General features: G+C 61.7%; 17 protein-coding genes. 7 read left to right on the forward strand and 10 right to left on the reverse strand.

Translation table 11 applies throughout. The features are described from left to right. Positions 1–111: 111 nt before the first annotated feature. Positions 112–1,638, reverse strand: a complete 1,527-nt coding sequence (locus ABDZ66_RS03170; protein ID WP_343755984.1) for a replication initiator protein A — start codon at positions 1,636–1,638, stop codon at positions 112–114. 309 nt (positions 1,639–1,947) lie between these two features. On the opposite strand from ABDZ66_RS03170, the gene ABDZ66_RS03175 reads away from it, so the two are divergent. Next, positions 1,948–2,235: a hypothetical protein gene (locus ABDZ66_RS03175; RefSeq protein WP_343755986.1), complete on the forward strand. Its 288-nt coding sequence runs from the start codon at positions 1,948–1,950 to the stop codon at positions 2,233–2,235. 413 nt (positions 2,236–2,648) lie between these two features. Further along, positions 2,649–3,893 (forward strand): eCIS core domain-containing protein, encoded by a 1,245-nt coding sequence (locus tag ABDZ66_RS03180; RefSeq protein ID WP_343755988.1) that lies wholly within the window; start codon positions 2,649–2,651, stop codon positions 3,891–3,893. A gap of 37 nt (positions 3,894–3,930) precedes the next feature. Here ABDZ66_RS03180 and ABDZ66_RS03185 read toward each other — a convergent pair whose 3' ends face one another. After that, a complete protein-coding gene (locus tag ABDZ66_RS03185) occupies positions 3,931–4,365 on the reverse strand; it encodes a hypothetical protein (RefSeq protein WP_216360397.1) in 435 nt (144 codons plus the stop codon). Positions 4,366–5,322: 957 nt separating this feature from the next. Between ABDZ66_RS03185 and ABDZ66_RS03190 the strand changes: the two genes are divergently transcribed. Beyond that, positions 5,323–6,666, forward strand: a complete 1,344-nt coding sequence (locus tag ABDZ66_RS03190) for an RNA-guided endonuclease InsQ/TnpB family protein (RefSeq protein WP_343755993.1) — start codon at positions 5,323–5,325, stop codon at positions 6,664–6,666. A 62-nt stretch (positions 6,667–6,728) separates the two neighbouring features. Here ABDZ66_RS03190 and ABDZ66_RS03195 read toward each other — a convergent pair whose 3' ends face one another. The 8 genes from ABDZ66_RS03195 to ABDZ66_RS03230 form a co-directional block, all read right to left on the reverse strand. After that, positions 6,729–8,231 (reverse strand): replication initiator protein A, encoded by a 1,503-nt coding sequence (locus tag ABDZ66_RS03195; protein WP_343755994.1) that lies wholly within the window; start codon positions 8,229–8,231, stop codon positions 6,729–6,731. A gap of 300 nt (positions 8,232–8,531) precedes the next feature. After that, on the reverse strand, positions 8,532–8,978 hold the full coding sequence (locus ABDZ66_RS03200) for a hypothetical protein (protein WP_343755996.1): 447 nt from the start codon (positions 8,976–8,978) through the stop codon (positions 8,532–8,534). Between the two features lie 88 nt (positions 8,979–9,066). Then, positions 9,067–10,158: a zinc ribbon domain-containing protein gene (locus ABDZ66_RS03205; protein WP_088250512.1), complete on the reverse strand. Its 1,092-nt coding sequence runs from the start codon at positions 10,156–10,158 to the stop codon at positions 9,067–9,069. A gap of 453 nt (positions 10,159–10,611) precedes the next feature. After that, positions 10,612–10,818, reverse strand: coding sequence for a hypothetical protein (locus tag ABDZ66_RS03210; RefSeq protein WP_343755998.1), 207 nt, complete (start codon positions 10,816–10,818; stop codon positions 10,612–10,614). 399 nt (positions 10,819–11,217) lie between these two features. Beyond that, positions 11,218–11,514, reverse strand: a complete 297-nt coding sequence (locus ABDZ66_RS03215; protein ID WP_343756000.1) for a hypothetical protein — start codon at positions 11,512–11,514, stop codon at positions 11,218–11,220. A gap of 4,756 nt (positions 11,515–16,270) precedes the next feature. Continuing rightward, positions 16,271–16,798, reverse strand: coding sequence for a hypothetical protein (locus tag ABDZ66_RS03220; protein WP_343756002.1), 528 nt, complete (start codon positions 16,796–16,798; stop codon positions 16,271–16,273). Between the two features lie 50 nt (positions 16,799–16,848). Beyond that, the gene (locus tag ABDZ66_RS03225) at positions 16,849–17,994 is read right to left on the reverse strand and encodes an RNA-guided endonuclease InsQ/TnpB family protein (RefSeq protein WP_343756004.1); all 1,146 of its coding nucleotides are present in this window, start codon (positions 17,992–17,994) and stop codon (positions 16,849–16,851) included. Between the two features lie 109 nt (positions 17,995–18,103). Further along, on the reverse strand, positions 18,104–19,012 hold the full coding sequence (locus ABDZ66_RS03230; protein WP_343756006.1) for a replication initiator protein A: 909 nt from the start codon (positions 19,010–19,012) through the stop codon (positions 18,104–18,106). Between the two features lie 746 nt (positions 19,013–19,758). Between ABDZ66_RS03230 and ABDZ66_RS03235 the strand changes: the two genes are divergently transcribed. The 4 genes from ABDZ66_RS03235 (at position 19,759) to ABDZ66_RS03250 (ending at position 24,604) form a co-directional block, all read left to right on the forward strand. Next, on the forward strand, positions 19,759–21,141 hold the full coding sequence (locus ABDZ66_RS03235) for a UDP-glucose dehydrogenase family protein (RefSeq protein WP_343756008.1): 1,383 nt from the start codon (positions 19,759–19,761) through the stop codon (positions 21,139–21,141). A gap of 46 nt (positions 21,142–21,187) precedes the next feature. Then, on the forward strand, positions 21,188–22,168 hold the full coding sequence (locus ABDZ66_RS03240) for a UDP-glucuronic acid decarboxylase family protein (RefSeq protein ID WP_343756010.1): 981 nt from the start codon (positions 21,188–21,190) through the stop codon (positions 22,166–22,168). Then, positions 22,150–23,433, forward strand: a complete 1,284-nt coding sequence (locus tag ABDZ66_RS03245; protein ID WP_343756012.1) for a nucleotide sugar dehydrogenase — start codon at positions 22,150–22,152, stop codon at positions 23,431–23,433. Before ABDZ66_RS03240 ends, ABDZ66_RS03245 begins: the two co-directional genes overlap by 19 nt. 130 nt (positions 23,434–23,563) lie before the next feature. Next, positions 23,564–24,604 carry a hypothetical protein gene (locus ABDZ66_RS03250; RefSeq protein WP_343756014.1) on the forward strand — a complete coding sequence of 347 codons (1,041 nt, stop codon included), beginning with the start codon at positions 23,564–23,566 and terminating at the stop codon, positions 24,602–24,604.

Raw genomic sequence — 24,604 nt, forward strand, 5'->3', positions numbered from 1 at the left:
GCGGTTCATGGGGGGTTTCTGCGGCGCGGTATGGCACGTCAGCTCCTGCCACTGCCGGTGGTGATCCTGCGTGAACCCGCGAGCAGCGAACACGCCCTCATTGATTTGGCTTCACCCGCCGAGCAGTGCGCCCTGGCCCTTCTGAATGCGCTCCTCGGCTTCCCGGACCAGTGCCTGCAGGAAGACTTCAGCGCTCCCGCCGTACACGGCTGTCATCAGTTCCCGTTCCACGGTGACCGTGTCCAGAAGCGTGTCCCGGATCGCCTGATGGATCAGAGCGATCCGGGCTGCGCCGAGCTTCACAACCTGCGCGCCGCATAACAACCGCATACGGGCTATGAGGGCGTCCGCCTGCTCTTCGGAACTCAGGGACCGCAACTCCACTTCACGGGCGTGGCGGACACTCGCCACGTCCTCCTGAGCAGGCTCCTGTGCGGCTGGAGGCGCTGGCGTGGCCACGCCAGCAGACCGGGCCACACGGCCCTTTGGAGAGGCAGGCGGCACGAACCCCTCCGGATCGGGAAACCGGGTGCCGTCGTCCTTGAGGACGCTCACCACGTACCCGGCGCGGTTCTGAATTCGCCCGGAACCCCGGGCCAGCAGGTATTCCGCTTTCGCGAGGCGGTGGATCAGATCGTCCCGAGCGGTTTCCTGAACCACTGACTGCGCGACGTTCACACCGACGCCGTGCCGCACGAGGCGGCTGAGCAGGTCCATACCGAAATTGGTGCCATCGCCGAAGCGGTAGACGATCTCCTGCCGCGCACCGCTTCCCAGGTGCTCCACCACTTCGAGGTACCCGTGTTCCTGCAGTTCGGTGTGAGCTTTTTCCAGGGCCCGGCGAATCCGGCTGGGCACCAGGTCCTTGAGCTTGCATTCGATACCCCAGTGCACGAGGCGCATCCGCAGGTCCATGGCGATCACCTGCGGATCGGTCGGGTCGTACCGGCGGGCGTCCAGCAGGCGGTACACGCTGCGGGTCAGGGGCCGCGTGAGTTCTCCGAGGAGCATCGGGTCCAGGGGTTTGAGGTACTTCTCCCGGACGCTCTGGACGAACGCGCGGTGCAGCCGGATCCGGATGACGCTTCCGCGCCCGAGGGTCTGCTCGGCACTGTCGTACGCGAGATCGTCCACCAGCGAGAAGGTCTGCGTGGTCCAGCGGCGCTGCGTGTGGGCCCGCCACGCGTTCTGAGCGACGAACTTCGCACTGTTCAGGCGGTGCAGGCTGGCATGCAGCACCTGGTAGTACCGGCCGCCGACATCCAGTCCCGCGCTCACGAGAATCTGATGCCCGGTCGTGACGATCTCACCGCTTTCGGGGGAACCCTGTTCCAGGAAGATGGTCAGGATACCGTTCATGATGTCGCCGTCCAGGCCGTGCGGCACACCACCGAACTCACTGGGCGCCACGCAGGAGAGTCTCGCGGGTTGCCCGTCGACGTCGAGGTGGACTTCCCAGCTGGTGTAATCACTTGGAATGCGTTCCTGTACGCAGATCAGCCCCAGTTGCCCCAGGTTCAGTTCGTCGACGCGGCGTGGGGTCTCGATCGCAGGGACCCGCACGCCGGACCGGGGCGGGCGTGAACGTTCGACCTGGTGTTTCACGATCTGCCCAGTATAGGCGGCAGAATCTGGCATTGAGGGGCAGGTGCCTGATTGATGATTTCTCCTGACAGGTAAAGAATTTGATTGATTAAAAGATTGATCATCATCAGAGAAGCCGTCCGATTTACGTCGTGCACGTCATTTTCAGATTTTTCCTGGCCGAGATGTCCGAACTAGGGCCGCCAGAACTGACCGAGATGTCCGAACTTTCCTCTTCAAAACTGACCGAGATGTCCGAATACCCTCTCTGCGACTGACCGAGATGTCCGGACAAAACCAACCCAGATGTCCGACCGGGTCTCCACTCAATTGACCGAGATGTCCGAACAGGCAGGAGAGTAAGTGGCCGAGATGTCCGAACTTCTTGAGTTCAACATTACCTGGATCAATTCGGACATCTCGGTCAGTTCCCACGCGACACTTCTTTCTGAAAAATTCACGCTGGCAACGGGCTGCAACTCCTTGCCGCTTCCACAACTGACCGAGATGTCCGAACTCCCGGGTGGCCGAGATGTCCGAACCTCAAGGCAGATGGTCGGTGCAGGTCTTCATCCTCTGTTGAATTCGGACATCTCGGCCATTCCTGCATGTGCGCGTTGCCAGCCAGGCGAGAAGCAGGCATGCTCTTGAAGCGACGCAGCGTCCTCCCCGGCGCCGGCCCAGCAGCGTTCGCTGACAGGTGTTTCACCGAGAAGCTCAGGGGAAGCCCCTAGGTCTGGCTGCTGCCCGGCCGCGGGCAGGTGTAGGCGTGTAATACGGACTGCCGTTTGTTTCGCCAACAATCCGGAACTTCGCCGGATTGCCGGCTCCACGTCCGGAACCCGTTTCTCTCCTTCTCGCATCCGCTCGGATTGAACGGGCTTTGCAGCCCATTCAATCGGAGTCCGTATAACGTCTGCACGAAGTGCGCGGGGCCCGGGTCGCTGGTGAAGGTCGTGGACGGCAGGCTTGCGAAGGACCCGATTCAAGACGATGGGGCCGCCATGGTCCCTCATGCTCATTTGCGCTGACCTGCCGTCCACCTGCGCGGTACGCTGCCCGTCATGACCGAACGGGTCCAGCAGACCAGACGCAAGGCCCCGCTCCCACAGCGGACGCCAGAACAGATGGACGTGCCAGTGGCCATGGAGCCCCTCGCCGTCCAGCGGCAGGCCCTCACAAGGCACGGCACCCGCCCACAGAGCGCGCAGCGTCACGCGGCCGGGCCGGTCCTGCGGGCCGCCAGCCTGGACAGACAGGAACACGCCCACCTCGAACAGGAACGCGGCCACGTCCAGCGGCAGGTAGCAGCGCTCGGTGAAGTGACGACTGTGGGGCCACAGGCGGACCCCCGCCCCGTTCCCGATCGGCCCACCACGCCCGCCGAGTGGGTGACTGTGATGCGCGCCCGGGCCGAAGAAGTCCACGGGCAATCGCTGGATTCCCGCTGCAGCGCAGCCTTCACCGCGCTGCAACGGCAGGTGGCACAGACCCTCGCACAGGGCTTCCGCTCAGACCGGGGGGATGCCCAGGCCCGCTACGCCGCGTACGGGGAGCACCTCGCCACTCTGCAGCGCCATCCAGTCAGTGCCCCAGTCGCCCGCGTGGTACTGGGTCTGATTCCTTCTGCGGAGCGGCTCCCCCTTCGGCGGGCGGTCGACGAGACCCTGCAGCGCCTCCAGGCGCAGGAGCAGGCTGCCCTGAACTTCGACACCCTGCAGACCCTTCAGCGGCAACTCGCGGAGCTGGACGCGGAAGCCACACAGCCCGTGCTGGCCCGCATCCAGGCGCGGCGTGGGAGCGGGAACCCGCTTCCGGAAGCCATTCAGCGTCACCTGGAGCAGGGCCTGAACCATGACCTGAGCCGCGTGCGGATTCACGATGACGCGCAGGCCGACAAGCTCGCCAAGGGCGTGAACGCCATCGCGTTCACGACGGGCACGGACATCTTCTTCCAGGCGGGGAGCTTCAATCCGAGCACGCAGAGCGGCCTGGAACTCCTGGCGCACGAGGTCACGCACACCGTCCAGCAGAGCCAGGGCCGCGTGGGCACCGGCATCGACCCGGACGCCGGGCTGGAGAGTGAGGCGCGCAGGATGGGCGCACAACTGGCGAGTGCAGGGCCGATCAGGCAGACGGCCGGCCGACTGAAGCCACTCGTTCCGGCCGTGAGTCTGCGGGGCTTACAGCGCGCCCCGGGATCGGCCGCCGGTATCGCCAAGTGGCGCAAGAGGCTGGACAGCCTCAACAAGGAACTTGCGTTGGACCTGACAGACCTCCTGACCGGCGGTCCGGACGCCGCCCGCTGAAAAGAACGCACCGGTCCTGCCCGGGCAGTTCGCCAGATCAGTTGCGGTTCATGGGGGGTTTCTGCGGCGCGGTGTGGCACATGAGCTCCTGCCAGTGCCGGTGGTGATCCTGCGTGAATCCGCGAGCAGCGAACACGCCCTCGTCCCACCCGACCGTGAGCAGCACATGCTGGGCGTCCACCAACCCATGCGCGGCCATCAGATCCACCCATCCGAGATCCGCCTGGAGTTCCCCGAGTTCGCTGCTGGGGTACGCCAGCCAGCTGCCGGTCCAGTCGACGTGCGGGCCGTGTACGGCCGACACGCAGTCACTCCACCCGAGCGCGTACCGCTCGTCGGGCTGCAGGAGCGCCTGCACGGGATCCGCATGCCAGTGCGGGTACAGCGGCGGCGTCGCGAGGTGAACGTGCAGGGTGTCTCCAGTCTGCTCACCGAACAGGAGCCCTGAACGCAGGCGACCAGGAACGTACAACTGCTCATGCAGGGTGCGGAGGGACCCGCTGGTGAACGTCACTTGAGCGAGAGGCAGGTGGTCGCCAGTGGAACGGGTGTCAGGCGGATGCCCGAGAAAACGTCGATGTGCGCGCATATATAACTCCTTGTCGTGTGGGTCGTAGTGACCACAGGCCTGACCACAGGCTTGACGCAAGCCCCTGGATTCATCCATGTGCGCCATCTAACGGCGCGATTTGATTACTTCTTCAGGAGGTCGAACTTGGTTCGTGGTTCGAGGGCTAGGTGACATGCGTCTATAATTGACAATTGTAGAGGTATGAAGCTCACTGACAAAAGTTCTTATACTGCCAGCCTACGGCGGTGGACAGACCAGCCCTGAGTTCTAAGCAGACGAAAGAAACTTGCGTTTAAAGCGCCGTTAATCCGAACAGGTGAAATAAGGCTGTTACACCTGAGCCAAAAGGCACGGTGGAGACCAAAGGGGCTATGGTTCCCTGATGGACGAACTTCGACCACCCGGCGCACAGCAAGCTGCTAAGGAACTCTAGATACGTCAATCGCGTTGGAATTTGGGAACTCCTACATCACTTCACCCGCAAGGGACGCGAAAATGTCAGCGTGTGAGAAGGAGGACGGAGGTGGCGTAGTAGCCCAATGCCTGTCTGTAATGGACGGGACATGGTGAAGGTCCACCAGGACAAAGGGAATGGAAAGTGACCCCCACTTCCTTATTCGTGGAGACGTTAGACAGGGCCTGTCCCTGAACAGACCGCGAATGCCGCAAGGCAAAGAAGATGAGGAGCTGGTACAAGTACCGGAGTCTGGAAAGCCGGATGCGATGAAAGTCGCACGTCCGGTTTGGAACGGGGGAAAGGCCGCGAGGCCCTACCTATCGTTACGGGGTCAGTCAGGCGGCGGCCCCACAGGGGCCGCCATGCTGTTCATGGCGGAATGCATGCAGTAGAATACGTCCATGGCAATAGGAAAACGGGGACGGGCAGTGCGGACCTACTTCGTCCGCAAGCTCACGTTGCCCAGCATCCTGAAACCTCGCCTGGACGAACTGAGCGCCGCCAGCGGCGCCCTCTACTCCCAGGTGCTCACCACCTTCTGGCGCACCCTGCGCCGCTCCGCCGGGAAACGCAAGGATCACCGCCGTCAGGCGGTGTTCCTCTCCAGCGGCACCTTGCAGAAACTCTTTCCCAAAGACCCGGCTGGTCTACTGCACTCCCACTCCTGCGACGCGGTCGTGGACGCCTTCATCGCCAGCATGGACTCCGCCCGGACCCGCAAGAAGACCGACCCGAAGGCTCGCTTCCCCAGACGACGCAAACGGTTCTTCAAAGTCACCTTCAAAAGCAGCGCCATCCGTGTGCGGAACGGACAGTTGATCCTCTCCACCGGAGACCGTGCACATCCGCTGGTCATTCCGTGGGCTTTTGATCTCCCCGTGAACGTGGAGATTGGCTGGAGAGCGTGTGGTGGGTACGAACTGCGGGCCATGTACGTCGATACCCGCCCGGTGCAGACCCCACTGGGGGATAGTGTGGCCGGCATCGACATCGGGGAGGCGCGGATCGCAGCCGTGTATGACGGGCAGGGCGTGCACCTGCACTCCGGGCGCCTCATCCGCGCGCGGAACCACTACGCGAACAAGCATCAAGCGAAGCTTGATGCCCGCATCGCCCGTAAGAAGAACGGCCGTCCACCGGGGCAGCGATCCTCAAAGCGGCTCCGTCGCCTCCAGCGGGCCCGGCGCACCCTCCGGGACCGCATCAAACGTCAGAACCGGGATCAACTCCGCAAGCAGGCCAGACAGGTTGTCTCCACCCTCCACGAGAGCCGGGTGCAGACGATCGCCGTGGGTGACCTCGGCGATATTCGAAACCGCATCGATTATGGGCCCAGGGCGAACCAGAAACTCCACGCCTGGATGTTCGGTCAGTTCCTGACCGAACTGAAAGCACAGGGGCGGAAGTTCGGACTGCAGGTCGTCGTCATCGATGAAGCGTTCACCTCGCAGACGTGCCCATGGACGGGACAGCGGCGTAAACCACGCGGGCGACACTTCGTGTCGCCCTGTGGGCAGCACCGCATGGATCGGGATGGGGTCGGCGCGGTGAATATCAGAGCGAAGTATCTGGAGATCCAGGCGGGCAAGGGAACAGCCTATGGGCGAACCCCCTCGCTGCCCTGGACTCCCGTACTGGTCGGTATGGCACCGACCACCTGGGGACAGCGCTTTCGTCCCCAGGTGTCACACGCGCAGTCCAGGCGTGGAGCCGTCTACAAGACGGCAAGAATCCCCGGCCTTTAGGCCTGGGGAGTGTCAAGATGAGTTGTGGGGTTACGACTGCCCGGGTGCGCCGATCTTTCTGTTCAGGGCGCGTGCTTCTGGCGCGTGCGCAGGCGATCCAGCAGTGCCCGGGCTTCCGGGACGGTGGCGGCCTTGCCGATCCTGATGAGATCCAGGGCGCCTACGAGACCGGCGATGAACGCTTCCACAGCCTCGTCCCGCACCGTCCGTCCATCCGTGGTGGTGTCCAGCCGACGGGACAGCAGCGTCAGTGCGGCCGATGCGGTGCGTTCCACGTCCGGTGGTGGCTCGGGCGAGGCCGGCTGCCTGGTGTCGGGAACTGCGGTTTCCTGCTTGTCGGTACCTGTAGCTGGCGGAGCTGCCGGCGTGGAGGTCCGGGCCGCCGCACCGGGCAGCACGTACCGGTCCGGGTGCGCGAGGATGTCGAGCAGGAGGCCCGCAGGATTCGTGACCCGCTCACGGTACGGCGTGGCACGCAGCGCCGCCAGGGTTCGCACGGCAACCTCGACCTGTGCGAGCGTGAACTGACGGGCCAGTCTGACGGCGCGTCCCGGCGCGACCCCCTCAGCAGTGAGGAGTGTAACCGCATGGGCGTCGAATGGCCGGGTTTCTGGTTGTGAGGGAGAACCGCCAGATCCACTCACCGCGCGGGGATCATCACCTGAACCGGGAACATCCAGTGCGTCAGAGGCGGATGGATAGAACCGGTAGGTGATGACCTGCGCCGTGCCACGACCTTTGAACTCCACGCCTTCCAGTAGCCCGGCGCGTTTCAGCGACTCATGGACGGGCGCCAGAGCCCTTACGACCTTGTCCGGGCGATCCCAGTGAAGGCCGAGGTGCGCGGCCCACCGCATCAGTGGAACTCGGTAGGTGTCAGCGAGGTTTTCATCGTTCTGGAGCCGCAGAACACTGAGCGTCAGAAACGCGTTGCGGGCCATGGGTTGCTTCAGCTGTTCGAGAAGTCGGCGATCCACGGCGCGCAGGTATCCGTCCCGCACGCTCTGCATCACTGTCCGGTCCAGTTGCACTGTGACCTGCGTGTGGGGTTGCCAGCGACCAATAGTTTCACCTATGGCGGCTATTCCGTTCACTTCGACCCGCACGATGATGCTCATCGTTACACTGCGCCACTGTAAGCGCCCCTGGTCGAACCAAGAATCCCGAATCTCGTATGAGGTACGCTGTAACCTCCTCAGGGTTTCGTGAACCTCTTTGTAAGCGCGGGCACTAGGCTGCACGCCACTCATTCGCAGCAGTTCCACTACCGTCATGGTGACCTTGTCGTCATCGGGCATGTCCTGTATCACGGCGGCCGTAACAAGTCCCAGCAGCACGTCATTATCGGTTCCGTGAGGGACGACGTCGCCAGCTGCGGCTGTACATTCAATACGGATCGCCCCATGGCTGTCGAGCTCGACCGTCTTATGCCACTGCGTCTGATGCGTTTGCTTGACACTCTGAATCAGATTCAGCCGCGCCAGATTCCTCTCTATGTGCGTGATGCCCACCGCCCGCTGGGCTGGTTGGTCAGATTGCAGCGAGCTTACCTTTTTTCCGCGCATTGTTCAACTTCCTGGTTTATGTGAATGATGATGTTTTTTCTTTTAAATACTTAAAAAACATCATCATCAAAGACGAATTCGTGAAAGCGCTCTAGGACGTTGTTTTTGGACAAACCCCCCAAATCGCCAACGGTGATCGGGGACAAACCCCCCAAATCGCCAACGGTGATCGGGTGCAAACCCCCCAAATCGCCAACGGTAATCGGGTGCAAACCCCCCAAATCGCCAACGGTGATCGGGTGCAAACCCCCCAAATCGCCAACGGTCACTGTGCGGGGGACAGAATCTCGGGACTTCTAGTTACAGGGATGCGTCCACCTCGATGTCGGGTTGCGGGAGCGAGCCCGCCAGTGCCCTGGACTCGAGCGATGTGCTGAACAACCCGTTGAGGTCTGCGAGGAGCGAGCGGTGCGTGGCGACGAGCGCCGCCGTGCCGCCGGCCAGAACGTACGCCAGGGGCGTCTGCCCGTCGAACGGCGGACGGTTGTTCTCACGGGTGAACCAGCGCTCGGGGTAGCGGTTGTAGAGGACGTGGACGGCCTGGGCGATCTCCACGCTCGACCGGATCCTCTGCTGCTGCTCTGGGGAGACGGGCAGCGGGAGGCCGGTCGGGAGCGCGAGTCGCACCGCGCGGGCGTCCAACCCGAGCAGCTGTACCTGCTGCGCCGTGGTGAGGCCGACGGTCGCCAGGAGGTGCAGGTTGGCGGCGAGACGGGTGGCGGGGATGCTGGACGTACCCCGCGTCATGAGCAGATCCTCCCCGAGGTAGGCGAGGCCAGTCCCCGCAGTCCGGAAGTGCGCTCGTCCACTGGCGCACGGACGGATATCAGGAGCGTCATGCCGCACGCCGACGCTGCCGACGCCAGTGGAACGACGGTCGCACACCGTACTGGCGCAGTCCACGGGCATGAACGTTACGGGCGGCGTTGACATCCACGTGCTGAACGCCGACGCACCGCGGGCATACAAATCGTTTCCCGTCGCGTTTTCCGATCGTATCGGGATGGACGTGGCACACCTGACTGGTTCCCCGCGCGTTGACGCGCTCGAACGGCACGCCCGCCCGAAACAGCGCCTGCGGTAACCAGGAGAAATGAAAATCGAGAGTCGCCTGCAGGCGGCCGGTCGCGATAAAACCGCCCCACATGCCCTCGATGGTGAGCTGCTCGGCGTAGACCATGCTCGCGGTACGGGCGAGAAACCGGATGGCGGCCTCCGCCTCCTCGCGTCCGGCGGCGTACGTGAGGAGCCGCAACACCCGCCTCTCCTCCGCGGAGTAGTCGTCGCGGCGGCGCAGCGCGTTGAGCAGCGGGAGGGGCCCGCCGAACATCTCCACGCGGCCGTCACCGCCGGCCGCACAGACGACGGGCGAACTGCCGAGATCCAGCCCGAACGTCGTCAGCTGGGCCGCGGGTTCGAGGTCGGCGGTGGGGGTCAGCTCGAACGCGAGGCGGGTGAACCAGTGGCCGTCGGGCGTGCGGATGAACTGGGTTCGCGCCGGGTGCCACACAGCCGTGAACCCGCTCGACGGCGTGACGAGCTGTGGGGGCTGACCGGCGTGGAGCCCCCGAGCGACGACGTCGGTGATTCGTTCCCGAAACAGTGTGACGTTGGCGTCGGGGTCGCGGAGGATCGTCAGCAGCTCGTCCAGTCCGGTGTACTGCCGGAAATTCGGCGACGCGTCAATCACGGCGATGAGGGGCGCGGAGGGGAGTGCATGCACCTCGGTGCGGATCACGAGGTCACCGATCTGCAGGTAGTTGCTGTCGAGCGCGGTGACGTGCAGACCGGTCGGGAGATCGAAAAGGCGGCCCCGAGGGCCGCATTTGGCCAACTGAGATGGCTGTCCATCAAACAGGGCGTCGAGTTTGGGATAGCTCTCTTTGTGGTTGCGTGTGCTGTACGTGTCCAGATCGTTAAATGCCATGGGAGCCTCCGTGTGGTGGTGGGTGCGTCGTCATGCGACGGCGATGCGATGACGGTCAAACGGGCGTTCGACAGCAAAAAAGGCCGCCCCCGTAAGGGGGCGAATTTCACGGGAAGGTGGCTGCCGAGTGCTCCGTTGATCGTGATCGCAGGTGCGATGTCGTGATGGTCTGCTGTAGCAGGTGAGCCGAAAATAGTCAGAGAATGGTCCGGCTGGATATCTGCAGTGGGAGGCGCCGGCCCCGGCCATAACACGAACGGCACGGATGTGACGCATGGTGGTGTGACCGCCGATTCTCCATGCGGCTGGATCATCGCCAGGTTTGTGATTGAGCGCATGCCTCCCCGTTTTCACCACCCGCGGGCCCAACGGGCTCCGGGTGGTGTAGAGGTATGTGGGCAGAGGAACGCCACGCCAACGGCACGTCCGTGCCGCCACCTCTGCTGGACGGGTCTATGCCGCCTCCCGGTCCCGCAACGCCCGCCGCACGTTCACCCACCGGCCCGCGGTGTCCTCCGCCGACAGACTCCAGTCACCTGACGCCCAGTCCGGCCGCCCGAACACCCCACTCGCCGAGCCGAACGCCCGCAACGCTGCCGCCGCCGCCAGCCCCAGCGACTCGTCCCGCCACGCCCGCGCACTCACCGTGCGGAGCGTCACGCCGTCCACCACCCGTACCGCCGGCGCGATCAGCAACCCCCCCCCGCCGCGCGTCGAAGATCGTCCGCCACCCGGAACACAACTCCAGCAGCGCCCGCTCCCCGCCATGCGTGATGGAGACTCCCACGCCGGAGAGAGGAGACAACGCCGACCAGTTCGTCTGCATGTTCCAGCACTCCCGGCCCAACGCTGCATGCAGATTCATCAGCACCCACCTCGCAGAAGAGAACGCGAAACACACCAGCACCCATCGGCGGGCGAGGGTCACCAGACCCCAGACCCCGCCCGCCGAAATGCAGAGAGGAGGAAGCGCCGCCCGCCCGGGAGGGAACGTCCACCGGAGCAGAGAGAGGGAGCGTCCACCACCGGAGTCAGAGCGCGAGAGCAGGGGTCACCCGTTCAGTCCCGGACGCCAGCCGTCAACGCCACCGCCGTCATGAACAGCAGACGCCCCAGGCCACCGGACGACGAACGCCGGACCGGGTCGTCCTCCAACCGGACCGAGAACGGCTCACCCGGCCGGGCCCGTGACTCGATCACCGTCACGCCCTCTACCCGCACGCCCACCTGATCCAGGTACGGTGACACCAGACTCACCACGCCGCGCGACGAACCCACGCCCGCCACCAACGCCGCCGCCCGAACCCGGACGTCCGCGCGCCGCAACCACCCCGCGTCCCAGGAGACGAGCGTCACGTCCCCCACCGCACCGACGGCGGCCGGACCAACCGCACCCGCCGGCCGACCTCCACCACCGTCCGAGTTCCTGAAGGCACCCGCACCAGCACCCCCCGTCCATCTGCGGAGAGAGACACGAACGCCCCCCGCACCGGACACAGGACCCGCCCGCCCGGTTGAACATCCCAACCCGCGCAGAGCATCAATGCCCGCACCAACCGTCATCACCTGTCGGCGGGCGAGGGTCGCCAGACCCCGCCCCGCCGGACCCGCCCATCACCGCCGAGCGGTCACCGGCTCCAACCGCGCGCCCGCCGGAACCCGCGCCGTCAACCAGCACTCACCTGACCGGCCCGCCGGCCACGCACTCACCTGAAGCATCACGCCCCGCAACCCAAGAACGAACGCCCCCGACCCCACCTGGTCCCCGCTGCTCGCATGCACCGTCACCCGGGACGGCAGCACACCCGAACACCCGGCCGGCAGGAACAACCCGAACCGCGCCGCGCCCGGCCGGGCGAAACACCGCAACCGCCAACCGCCCTCCGGACTCGCCCACCCCAACCCCACCGGGACGTACCCACCCTCCGAACCCAGCGCCGTCACGAACACATCCGCCCGCCGACCACTCACGCCCGCACCGCCCTGCTCCGCTTGGGCAGGATCACCAGTTTCGTTTCACCGGCCGGGATGATCACGTCCAGGGTCGCGAGCACCGCCCGCCCCTCCCGCGACACCCACGCCCGACCCACCTCGAACCAGTCCGTCCCGCCCGACCCACCTCGAACCAGTCCGTCCCGCCCGACACCGCTGGACGGGTCACCATCAACCGGAACTGCGCGCCCGGCTCATACCCGTTCGCATCCCGGATCACCAGCATCTCGTCCGGCACGCCACCCTCCAGTTGAATGTTCCACCCTCCGCCGTTGCGATGGCGGAACGCAACACCGACGTTCCTCCACCGAGCCGACCGATCCCGAACCACCACCGCCGCCTGAGTCATACCACCCTCCACCGAGCGGCGCGGGTCGCCAGACCCCGCCGCTCGCAGCCCCCACGCCGCACGCCAACCGCCACCCATCACACCCAGGCGAACACCCACCGCACACCAACGACCGACCCCGGACAGACCCACGAGTGACTCCGGACGAAGCATCGGCGGAGACCGACAAGGGACCCCGGACGGACCGGAGACCGACATCGAACGGACCGGCAGCGGAGACCAGCGAGCATCACCGCAGACCAGCGAGTGACCCCGGACGAGGAGTTGGCGGAGACCGACAAGCGACCCCGAACGGACCAGCGACCGACACCGAACGGACCGGCAACAGAGACCGGTGAGCATCACCGCAGACCAGCGAATGACCCCGGATGAGACGTCGGCGGAGACCGACAAGCGACACCGAACGGACCGGCAGCGGAGACCGGCGAGCATCACCCACGACCCCACGAATCACCCCGAACGAGGCGTCGGTGGAGACCGGCGAGTGACATCCGATCGACGCACGAGTGACCCCGGACGAGGCGTCGGTGGAGACCGGCGAGTGGCATCCGACGACGCACGAGTGACACCAAACGGACCGGCAGCGGAGATCGACAAGCCCCAAACGCCACCCCCCACCCCTCATGGCGGGACGCGCCCAACGGGCCGGCCCGCAGGCAACACCCCCCCCCAACGCCGCCGCCGACGCCTCAGCCGACCCGAAAAACCGCACTGCGCAACAAACGCAACACCCGAGACGCCCCGCAGGACACACCCAAAAACAGTCCACACCCCCGCAACGCCGAAAGGGACGACGGAAAACATGCGTCGATGAGGAAACCTCTCTGCTTAGGACTGTAGGAAATCGGCAAGAACCTCATTTCCAGATGCGCTCATTCTCGGTACAAGTTACCCCTTGAATGAGGGGCTTTTTTCGAGGCTCAGAGCCTCGTCCGGCCTCGACGCTCGCGCCTCCCAGGCCTCCGTCGACGCTCCGCGCCGCTGCTCAAGTGCGCCGAAATTATTTCTGACCGGCCGCCCAGATACGGTCGGGCTCTGTGATGACCGGCCGTATCACTCCGAAAAAAATAACCAACTGACCCGCCAAGAATCATGCGCGCTTCACCCGTCGCGGCGAAAAAGTTCAGCGCAAGTTCACCCCTCCGTCCCCTCGCGGAGCAGTGTAGACAACTGAGATCCGCGTTCAGATTCAGAGCCCGCCGCTCCGCATGCACGACCGCCTTCACCCTCAGCCGAGACGTCCGCGCGAGGTCAAGCGGGCATCAGACTCCGCCGCCGATCAGGGTTCCAGATGACTGCCCGCTGCCTGTCGCCGGGAGTTGGAAGAGACCGAAGAGCCTGGTCGGTCGGGGTCCATCGCGCGTCAATTTCGAAGACTGGCGGACCGAACTGCAGACCACCCGCGTCCTCATTCGTGATGCCGCGAAGCTCGGCCGTGGTCAGTCGAGACGTGTCGTCTGAGGTCCAACTCAGGTGCTCACTGCCTGTTCCCGCAGACGCAAGAAGCGAGAAGAGCCTGGCCGTTCGGGGTCCGTCGCGCATCGATTTCGGAGACTGGCGGACCGAACTGCGGACCATTCGCATGCCCCTTCGTGATGCCGCGAAGCTCGGCCATTGTCAGTCGAGACGTGTCGTCCGGGGTCCAGTTCAGATGCTCGCCAGGGTTCCGAGTGACGGTTCGCCGGCTGTTGTTAGAGGCCAGTGGAGATCAGAGAGTCCGGTCATCAGTGGTCCGTCGCGTGTGAACTTTGGAGACTGGCGGACCGAACTGCGGACCATTCGCATGCCCCTTCGTGATGCCGCGAAGGTCGGCTGTGGTCAGTCGGGACGTGTCGTCCGGGGTCCGGTTCAAGTGCTCGTCGGGGTTCCGAGTGACTGCTCGGTGCCTGTTCCCGGAGGCTGAAAGTGACACGAGACCCTGACTGTTCGGGGTCCGTCGCGCGTCGACTTGGGAGGTTGGTGGACTGAACTGCGGACTACTCGCGTCGTGATTCGTGACGCCGTGAAGCTCGGCTGTGGTCAGTCGAGACGTGTCGTCTGCGGTCCGGTTCAGGTGCCCACCGGGGTTCCGGGTGACTGCCCGGTATCTGTTCCCGGAGGCTGAAAGGGGCAGGAGAGTCTGGTCGGTCGGGGTTGGTCGCGCCTCTACTTCAGCGGCAGGCGGACTTCATGACGGGCCTTCCGTGTCCCGATGGGGGACGCTGCGCAAGGCGGCCGAGGTCTGGTCGGGGATCATGTTCGGGCATCGGCCGGGGCTCCGGATGATCCTGTGCCGTCCGCCTTGCGGAACTGAAGCGGGCCGGAAAGTCGGATCGCCGCGAGTCGATCAGGCATCAACCTTGCGGCCCGGCTGTGCTTCGGATGTCCGCCCGGCGTTCGGCGTGGGAGACCGAAAGAGGCTGGTCGGTCCGGTCCGTCAGGATCGCCTGCGCGTCAGCTCGTGATGCCCGGCGGGATTCCGGACGACCGTTCATCGTCCGGCTCGCGACCCTGAAAGAGGCCGGTGGGTCTGGTCGGCCAGGGTCCGTCATGCACTGGGCTCACGGGTCGGTGGGCTTCGGCGCCCTGATGCGAGGTCCTGCGAGGACCTGTTGCGGCCAGGGCTGCCGGGCATCGGATTCAGGAGTGGCGGGCTTCACTTCCGACTTTCTGCCCGCCCTTGCGTGACACCAGGAGAGCGTGACGAAGGAGCCGCGCGCCGTTTCGCGCGTCACGTTCAGGCGCTGTCCGGGCTGCCCGGCGACCTCTCGCGGGTCGGGAGGCAGAGGGGGGAGCCTGGTCGTGCCGGGTTCCTGGAGGCCCGTCGTCCCTCGGGTTCAGGTGCCGTCCGGGCTGCCCGGTGACCTTCCGCGCGTCGGCCTGCGGTGCCGGGAAGGCCCGCCGCAACCGGCCGGTTGTGTGGTCCGCCCGAGTGTCGGCTGGGCTGGTGGTGGTTTCCTGCGTCCCAACCTCAGGCCCGTCGCGGTCCGGAGTATCTGTGGCGGCTGGTGGTGTGATAGAGCACGATCAGGGTTGAGGACTTCTCGGGCGACGACATGCACTCCATCGCTCCCATCGACACCTGAAGGCCATGCCCTGGCCGGGATGTTTTCGTGGCGTTCCGGTCGTTATGGTCTTCGTGCCCGCAGGCATTGCACCGGCAAACTGCTCTCTGTCGGTTCTTCTGGGACAGGCACCTGCAGGCTTCGAGGTGTATGTCGCGGGAACCCGGATCACTCCTGGCGTTGTGTATGGCGGGTGTCGAGTCGTGGAAGGTGTGCTGCATGTGCGCAGGTGCTGGGCGCCGCTGGGGCCAGTTGCCTGGGGCGGCATGGCAGAGGCGGGATGCAGATGGAGGTGATCAGGGCCGGGTCAATGCCCTGCTGTGTGGGGGCTGCGCGGATCTGTGGTACGGATGCTGCTTGTTTCGCTGACTATACAGGACTTCACCGGATGGTCAGCTCAGCGTCCGGAGAGGCGTTTTTCTACTTGTCGCTTCGCTCTGATTGAACGGTCTGTGCAGCCCTTTCGATCGGAGTTCTTATGGCATGTACGCGTGCGTGGTTATCGCTGCAGGCGTGAGCGGAGGCATCCAGGAATGCCAGCGCATGCCACTCTGATGGTGATGGCAGCAAGCAGCTGGCCGTTTCCTTCCGTGTTTATCGGGTTGTTGGTAGTCGGGCGGGATCGTTCTCGCTGTTTTCAGAAGGGTGGTTTACCCCTCAAGAATCGTTCGAGGGGCCTTCTCGTGGCTCCTGTGAGCTTGGGGCTGATGTCTGGTATGGAACGCCCTCAAGAGAAGGTTGCCAGCTGAACCCGAAGGAGCGCCACTTGGTTGTCGCACGTTCCCATCGTTAGGGCGCGGGCCGCCTCGGCGCGGAGTAGCGTGGCGTCCAGCGCTTCCACCTCAAGAACGTCGCCGAGTTTCCGATACTCCCCCGCGTCCAGGCGGTTGCCGTACACCACTCTCAGGGATCGCACGGTTTCCTGAGCCCGTTCTATGGCGGACAGACTCGCGAAGCGCTCGCGCGCCGCCTGATCCGGGTCGGCTTCGGCTTCCAGCAGTCGCGGCGGCGCAGCCACCTGTGCTCTCACGGCCACCTGTTGCCGGGCAGGCGGTGGCCGGTAATCGTCCGGCGAGCGGATGAAACTCACGAAGAAGCCGGGTCCCGGTACCTTTTTGCCTGCGATGAGCCGTTCCACTTCATCCAGTCGCTCACGGACCGTGTCCACACCGAGGGATTCCATCAGGCCCTTGGCCACCTTGGGCACGATGCCCCGCCCGGTCAGGCGGCTGAGCAGCAGGGGGGCGAGGGCCACTACCTCTCGCTCGAAGACGTGACCTACCAACGGATAAATCCGTTGGCTTCTCAGGCAACGCTTGCGTTGACTACCGCTACGTTGATGCCTGTTGGGGCGGCCCGCCCCAGGATGTTCCGCGCTGCGTTCAGGTCGGCATTGTCCACATGACCGCAGGCGACACATCGAAAGCGCGACTGACTGACCCGGTTCTCCCGACAGGTGTGCCCGCAGGCGTTGCACCGCTGCGAGGTGTACCGGGGGTCTACGCGAATCACTCGTCGTCCGGCGCATTCTGCCTTGACAGCGAGTAGGGAGAAAAACTGCCCCCAACCGACATCGTGGATGCTGCGGGCCACGTTGCCCTTGCCCATCCCCGACACGTTCAGGTCTTCGTGAGCTATCAAATCGTTCTCCCGAATCAACTTGGTAGCGGTCTTGTGGTGAAAGTCGAGCCGTTGCCGCGCCACTTTGCGGTGCAGTTTGGCGACCCGCTGGACGGCCTTTCTTCGCCTGTTGCTCCGCTTGTTTCGCTTGCGGCTGACTGCTCGTTGAGCGACCCGCAGCTTCTTCATGGCGGTCTGAAAGTGCCTGGGGTTCTCCACAAACTCGCCATCGGAGGTGATGCAGAACCATGTGGTGCCCACGTCCACGCCCACCGAGCTTCCCGTTTCGGGAAGCGGCTGGGCTTCCACCTCGCACACGTAGCTGACGTGCCACTCCCCGCAGTCCCGCGTGATGGTGGCCGTCTTGACCTTGCCTTCCAGCGGGCGATGCAGCCGGATTCGGATGTTGCCGATTTTCGAGAAGCACGCGGTCTTCTCGGAGACGCTGAACCCCGACTGCGGATAGCAGATGGAGTCGTATCTGTCCCGCCCTTGGAAGCGCGGGTAGCCGGGGGTCTGCCCTGCCTTGACCCTGCGGAAGAACGCCTGAAATGCCTTGTCCAGCCGCTTGAGAACGTCCTGAAGCACCTGGGAGTAGACCCCCTTGTACTCCGGCAGTGCGGTCTTGATTTCCGTCAGATACTTCATCTGGTCGTACCCGGTCACGGTCTTTCCGACCTTGCGGTAGGCGTCCCGACGTTCCTGCAGGGCGCAGTTGTACAGGTTGCGGCAGAGGCGCAACTGTTCGTTCAGCGCAGCTTCCTGCGCTCTGGTTGGGCGAAGGCGATACCTGAACGCCTTGAGATGCGTGGTAGTCTGGATGTGCGTCACCTCCTTGATAAGGTGTTCGCCGTCCCCCGCGCCTGACTCCCCAGAAAGGCGGCGGGTTTTTGCTGTTCCAGCATAGCACGCGGCGGTGCTTTCGCTTCAGACAGAAGCATCAGCACGGCCTCCCTTGCGGGAGGCGTGGGCTATCCATCCCAGGGTTAAAACCCTGGGCTTTCCGCCCACACTCTTTTCTGTAATGCACGCTCTGATTCTGGCCGCGTCCATGGTACGTGACCGACGCAAGGTAGTGCGCCCGCAGCAGTTCGTCATGCGCAGGGTCGAGGACGCGGCGGATTTTATCCGGGCTCAGGTTCAGGATGCGGGCTTTGCGGCCCCATTCCAGAAGGCCGACTTTGAACTCCTGCAGGCGTTCGCTGGGTGCGTCGAGGGTATGACGGTGGCCGTCCAGGAGGCGGTATAAGGCCCGGGCGGTGGGCTGTGTCAGTTCGCCCAGTATCCCGGAACTCAGCGGTTTGAGAAAGCCACGGCGAAGGCTCTCCGCGATGATCGGCGGTAGCACGACAGTGATCATGCTGTCCTGATCGATGGTGCCGCCGGACTGGCCAGTGTCGAACATAATTTCATGCAGGTGCCGGAAAATCACGGTCCGGTACCGTTTGCCGTCATGCCAGCCGCGCTCGATGTGAGAGTTGGTGTGAGATAGCCGCATCAGCGATCCGTGCAGGTTTCTGTGGTACCGCCCGGATGTGTCCAGTCCGGAGGCGCGCAGGAAGTGGTTGGCGGTACCCGTCACTGCGTTGGTGGCTGGAAATCCTTGCGCTGCGAACAGGCACAGGATGCCGATGATGTCGTTGTCCAGGCCGAACGGAACAAGGTACTGCGGCGTACCGATGCATTTCACGCTCATGCGCTCGTCGCCCTCTCCGTACTCGTCTTTCCAGGACGTACTGCCCGCGCCTACACGGCTTTGCATGCTGATCAGCCCGAGGCGGGCGAGGTTCAGTTCGTCGATGTGCCGGGGCAGCGAACGCTTCTCGGAAGCCCGGTGCAAGAGGGTCATGCTGTTGATGTTATGGGTTCTGAGAGAAAAACAAAAACTGAGGTTGTCAACAACAAAGGATTTGAAAAAACCCATCCTGCACATCAAAAAAGAGAATTTCTACCCAAAGTGTCCGTGGATTTTGACCGACCTTCCCCCAAAGTGTCCGTGGGTCGCGGGGCCTGGGCACAGCGCCTGGTGGCTGGGGTCTGCCGGTGGTTGCCGGGCTCGGGGCAGGGTCGTTTCCACCTGCTGGGTTTGTCGTGTTCAGCGGGATTGCATTGTCATGGCTGCCGGATTGGGCCCGGTTGGAGGGTCGTTCTCGTGGCGGCTGTGGCCAAGGAAGCACAGAGGTTTTTTCCGGGGGTCGTTGTGCAGGTTCGTGAAGGGATGCTGCGCACAGGGCCGACAGGAATGGGCAGTCACCTCTGCCTGCTGCCCGTAACGCCTCCTTAACGCCTCGTCCGCCATACTCGCCCGCATGGACCATTACCGGCCTGATGGCTGCTGACCCGAACGCACGTGAGGGCCGGTCAGGCAGCCTGAAAATACTGTCGCTGGGCGGAAGAACTTCATGAAGGCCCCACGGGTTCCAATTGAATACAGCCACCTACCTTTGCCGGTCACACAGTGTTAATCTGCCTTCCATGAAGCAGACGTTCATGCAGGGCTATTCCAGCGCTCATCGGGCTTGACAGGCACCTGAACGGACCTCTCGCACACGCACTCACCCGCCCACTCTTCATCCCGCACCACCGGAGGACCCCATGACCAAGGACCCCATGACCGTCGCCGTGATCGGAACCGGATATGTCGGACTCGGCACGGCCGCACTCCTCGCGCACATCGGCCACACCGTCACCGGCATTGACATCAGCGAGGAAAAGATCAACCTGCTCCGCGCCGGACAGGTCCCCATCCACGAACCCGGCCTCGACGACCTGCTCGCCAGCGTGCAGGACCGCCTCACCTGGACCACCAGCTACGACAGCGTCCACACCGCCGACGTGATCTTCATCTGCGTCGGCACGCCCCCCGGCCCGGACGGCACACCCGACCTGCAGTACGTCGTCAGCGCCGCCGCCCGCATCGCCCCGCACCTGAACGGGCACGCGCAGGTCATCGTGAACAAGAGCACCGTGCCCATCGGCACCGGCGACTACGTGCAGCGCCTCCTCGAGGACCACGCGCCCGGCTACGACCACGAACGCCACCGGGTGGTCAGCAACCCCGAATTCCTGCGTGAAGGCACCGCGCTGCAAGACAGCCTCTACCCCGACCGCATCGTGCTGGGCGGGCACCCGGACGCCCTGCAGATCATGGCCCGCCTGTACGCCCCGCTGATCGAACAGACCTTCACGGCCCCGGCCGCCGCGCCCCGCCCGGAAACGTACACCCGCCCCACCGTCGTGAACACCACGCTGCAGAGCGCCGAGATGATCAAGTACGCCGCGAACGCCTTCCTGGCCCTCAAGATCAGTTTCGCGAACGAGATCGCCGGCCTGTGCGAACGCGTCGGCGCGGACATCGAGGAAGTCGCCACCGGCATCGGCCTCGACGGCCGCATCGGCACCCGCTTCCTGAACGCCGGCGCCGGCTGGGGCGGCAGCTGCTTCGGCAAGGACACCGCCGGCCTCATCAGCGCCGGACGCGAACACGGCTACGACATGCCCATCCTGCAGGCCGCCATCGACATCAACACCCGCCAGCGGCAGGTGATCATCGACAAACTCATGCGCCAGCTGCGCACCCTCAAGGGCAAACGCGTCACCGTGCTCGGCATGGCCTTCAAACCCGACACCGACGACCTGCGCGACGCCCCCGCCCACGACCTGATCACCCGCCTGCACCAGCTCGGCGCGACCGTCACCGCCCACGACCCCATCGCCATGCCCCGCGCCGCCCGCGAATGGACGCACCTCACGTACCGCGAGGCGAGCAGCGTCCAGGACGCCCTGCACCGCGCGGACGCCGTGATCATCGTCACCGAATGGAGCGACTACCGCACCCTCGACTGGAACGCCCACCTGAAGGGCATGCGCGGCCGCCTGATCATCGACGCCCGCAACATCATCCGCACGCCCATCGACGCGCACGTCGAACAGATCGGCCGGGAAGCCCCGGTCGGAGAACGCCGCGCCCTCACCTGACAACCCTCCCACCTTCATGACCGAAGCCACCCATACTGAGGGACACATGACCGAACCCCACCCCACCCCGGTTCCCAGCACCGCCACCAGTGGACCGCTGCGCATCCTGATCACCGGCAGCGCCGGCTTCGTCGGCAGCCACCTCGTCGAACGCTTCCTGAACGAAGGACACACCGTCACCGGCGTGGACAACTACATCAGCGGACAGGTCAGCAACACCGACCTGTTCCGCGACCACCCGCGCTTCACGTTCATCGAGGCCGACGTCAGCCACGGCATTCCCTACACCGGCGAGAAGCTCGACTGGGTCATGCACTTCGCCAGTCCCGCCAGCCCCCCCCACTACCAGCAGTTCCCCGTAGAAACACTGATGGTCGGCGCGCAGGGCACGCAGAACGGCCTGGAACTCGCGCACGCGCACGGCGCCGGGTTCTTCCTCGCCAGCACCAGCGAGGTGTACGGCGACCCGCACGTCCACCCGCAGCCCGAAACGTACTGGGGGAACGTGAACCCCATCGGCGTGCGCTCCTGCTACGACGAGGCCAAACGCTACGCCGAGGCGATCACCATGGCGTACCACCGCAGCCGCGGCGTGAACACCCGCATCATCCGCATCTTCAACACCTACGGCCCCCGCATGCGCCCCGACGACGGCCGCGTGATCACCAACTTCGTTCACCAGGCCCTGCGCGGCGAACCCCTGACCGTGTACGGCGACGGCAGCCAGACCAGAAGCTTCCAGTACATCGACGATCTGGTGGAAGGTATTAGCCGGTTGATGATGGTGAAGTACCACGAGCCGGTGAATTTGGGGAACCCGGAGGAATACTCTGTTGTTGAGATTGCTGAAGTTGTGAAGGATATTTTCGGCTCAGGAAACATCGTATTTGAGGATTTGCCAAGTGATGATCCCAAAATAAGAAAGCCAAATGTTGATGTCGCAAAAAGACTTTTAAGAATGAAATATACTAACGATGTTCAATTAAGATTAGAGATTCTGAAGGAAGAATGGGGGAAATTGAAATGAGTGAGATTTGCGTAATTGGCCTAGGCTATATCGGTTTGCCAACTGCCATACTTCTATCTGATGGCGGATTCAATGTTATTGGAGTCGATACTAGTAGCTATGTCATTGAATCACTAATAAGAGGCAGATCGAATATTAGTGAACCTGGACTGAGTGAGAGGCTGTTGCTCGCTATTCATGAAAGAAGATTTATTGCTTCCTATGACATCCCTATTGCGGACACATATATCGTTGCTGTACCGACTCCTTTTAACCAAGATAAGTCGGCTGATTTATCAGCAGTTTTTAGTGTAATTGAAGGAATTGGTCGGGTAATGAAGCCAGACTCTCTGGTTATTATTGAATCGACATGTCCGATAGGTACAACTGAAATATGTAGGGATAAAATTTTCAATATCTTACGTGAACGCAATCTGGCGCAAGATTCTGAATGTATTAACTTGGCCTATTGCCCAGAAAGGGTACTGCCCGGTAATATTATGGAGGAAATAGTTACAAACGATCGCATTATAGGTGGCATAACACCGAATGCTTCGGAAAAAGCAGAACAGATTTATAGTCGGGTAATTAAAGGGAGCTTGATGCTGACTAATTCACGGACAGCAGAAATGGCGAAATTAATTGAAAATTCTTTTAGGGATACGAATATCGCATTTGCAAATGAGATTTCGCTGATTGCCGAGGAAGTTAACGTCAATCCCTGGGAAGTAATTGAGTTGGCTAATAGGCATCCTCGGGTAAATATTCTCCAGCCAGGTCCTGGCGTGGGTGGACATTGCATTGCGGTTGATCCATGGTTTCTTGTAGAGGCCACTCCTGGCATCTCTCGAATTGTTAAGATGGCACGGGAAGTTAATGATTCGATCCCGAAAACTGTATTAGATAGATTCGAAAAACTTAGATATGATTGTCTTGAGAACGGCATTTATCCATTAGATGTCTTGATTATGGGTCTTACTTTTAAAGCAAATGTAGCGGATATGAGGGAAAGCCCTGCACTACAGATTACTGAGTCGATAGTCAGGAAATATGGCGATGCGGATCATATACACATCTTAGAACCCAATATAGATTCTCTCCCTGTTTCAATTGAAGATCGAGCTCGTTTGACTACCGATCCTTTATCCAATAAAAATTACGATATCGTCTTAATTCTAGTTGATCATACGGCCTTTAATATTGATCTAGTTCAAGAAATAGTATTCAGAAGCAGACATATTATAGACAAGAGGGGCCTAATCAGAAGATTGGGGGTAAAAAATTAAAAGATCACGTTCGATACTAATAACAATTCTCTCGTTTTCAATTAGCTTTGGGTCTCTTGTATTAATATCCCACTTATTTGATAAAAATCAAATTGGATATATGATACTGATACAATCAATTTCCTACATCTTGTTGCCTGTGTTCGGATTTAGATTCGACACGCTTGCTCAAACCTCTGATGACAGTGATTCTTATACTAAAAACAGAGATGCACATATATTAGTATGCCTTTTCCTTATTTCTATATGTGCATTAGTTTTTTTGCCAGCTGTTTTTTTATTAAACTCTGCTGTTGCGATTAATGTATTTCTAACCTGTATTTGCTCTGTCTCCCTATCTCTGGTTAATTTAGCTACGGCAAAGCTCGTATATTTTCAGAATCAAAAAACCATTGACATCATTCGGATCGGCAATCCAATTTTTGTCGTCATCTCCCAAATACTTGTGACTGGTTATGCAGATCTTCATCAATCCCTTCTAATAGCTTTTGTGCTATCACAAATAATAATCTCTGTGACTATTCTCAATAAGGACATTCGAGAATCGCTATCAAATATTCATCCTTCCTACACTTATATCGATAGTAATAAAGCATTTATATTTAAGGCCGTTCCAGCGGGAATAGTCAATTCGATTGGACTTTATGCTTTTACGGCTATGATCCCACTGTTTAGTAGTCAGTATCAAAATACTATTCTGTTTGCACAACGTATCACCCAAGGACCTGCATCAAGCCTAACAATGACTCTGTCGCAAATATTAACTATGAATTCTAAGCAAAAGAAGGTATATATGCCGATTATAAGGGATCACTTTATTCTATCACTAGGAATTTCTATATTTTACGTACTCGGTTTAATCTTTGCAGTCTCATTCATTGAGAATTCCCGATCTAAAAATTGGACTGGCCTGACTGAATTTTCAATTATTTTTTTGGCCATTTCAACAGCACAGATGATTGTGTCACCTACGTCTATAGTAGTATTAAAGTTAAGGAAGCTGGTCTTCCAGGCATCCTGGGATTACTCAAGAGCTGTTGCAATACTTATATACATTCTAGTGTGTTTATATCTTAATCTATCTATACAATCTGTGGTGATTGGCTATGCTATAGTAATGGTGATGTTCTACCTTATATACGCGGTGATGAGCTTTAAGTTCTGGAGATAG

Origin of the sequence: Deinococcus depolymerans, assembly GCF_039522025.1 — a bacterium.
GTDB classification, from domain to species: Bacteria; Deinococcota; Deinococci; order Deinococcales; family Deinococcaceae; genus Deinococcus; species Deinococcus depolymerans.

Excerpts from the sequence above, each read along its gene's own strand:
- ABDZ66_RS03205 (WP_088250512.1), bottom strand. The coding sequence starts at position 10,158 with ATGGCATTTAACGATCTGGACACGTACAGCACACGCAACCACAAAGAG.
- ABDZ66_RS03235 (WP_343756008.1), top strand. The coding sequence starts at position 19,759 with ATGACCAAGGACCCCATGACCGTCGCCGTGATCGGAACCGGATATGTC.
- ABDZ66_RS03240 (WP_343756010.1), top strand. The coding sequence starts at position 21,188 with ATGACCGAACCCCACCCCACCCCGGTTCCCAGCACCGCCACCAGTGGA.
- ABDZ66_RS03170 (WP_343755984.1), bottom strand. The coding sequence starts at position 1,638 with ATGCCAGATTCTGCCGCCTATACTGGGCAGATCGTGAAACACCAGGTC.
- ABDZ66_RS03180 (WP_343755988.1), top strand. The coding sequence starts at position 2,649 with ATGACCGAACGGGTCCAGCAGACCAGACGCAAGGCCCCGCTCCCACAG.
- ABDZ66_RS03245 (WP_343756012.1), top strand. The coding sequence starts at position 22,150 with ATGGGGGAAATTGAAATGAGTGAGATTTGCGTAATTGGCCTAGGCTAT.
- ABDZ66_RS03195 (WP_343755994.1), bottom strand. The coding sequence starts at position 8,231 with ATGCGCGGAAAAAAGGTAAGCTCGCTGCAATCTGACCAACCAGCCCAG.
- ABDZ66_RS03230 (WP_343756006.1), bottom strand. The coding sequence starts at position 19,012 with ATGACCCTCTTGCACCGGGCTTCCGAGAAGCGTTCGCTGCCCCGGCAC.
- ABDZ66_RS03190 (WP_343755993.1), top strand. The coding sequence starts at position 5,323 with ATGGCAATAGGAAAACGGGGACGGGCAGTGCGGACCTACTTCGTCCGC.
- ABDZ66_RS03200 (WP_343755996.1), bottom strand. The coding sequence starts at position 8,978 with ATGACGCGGGGTACGTCCAGCATCCCCGCCACCCGTCTCGCCGCCAAC.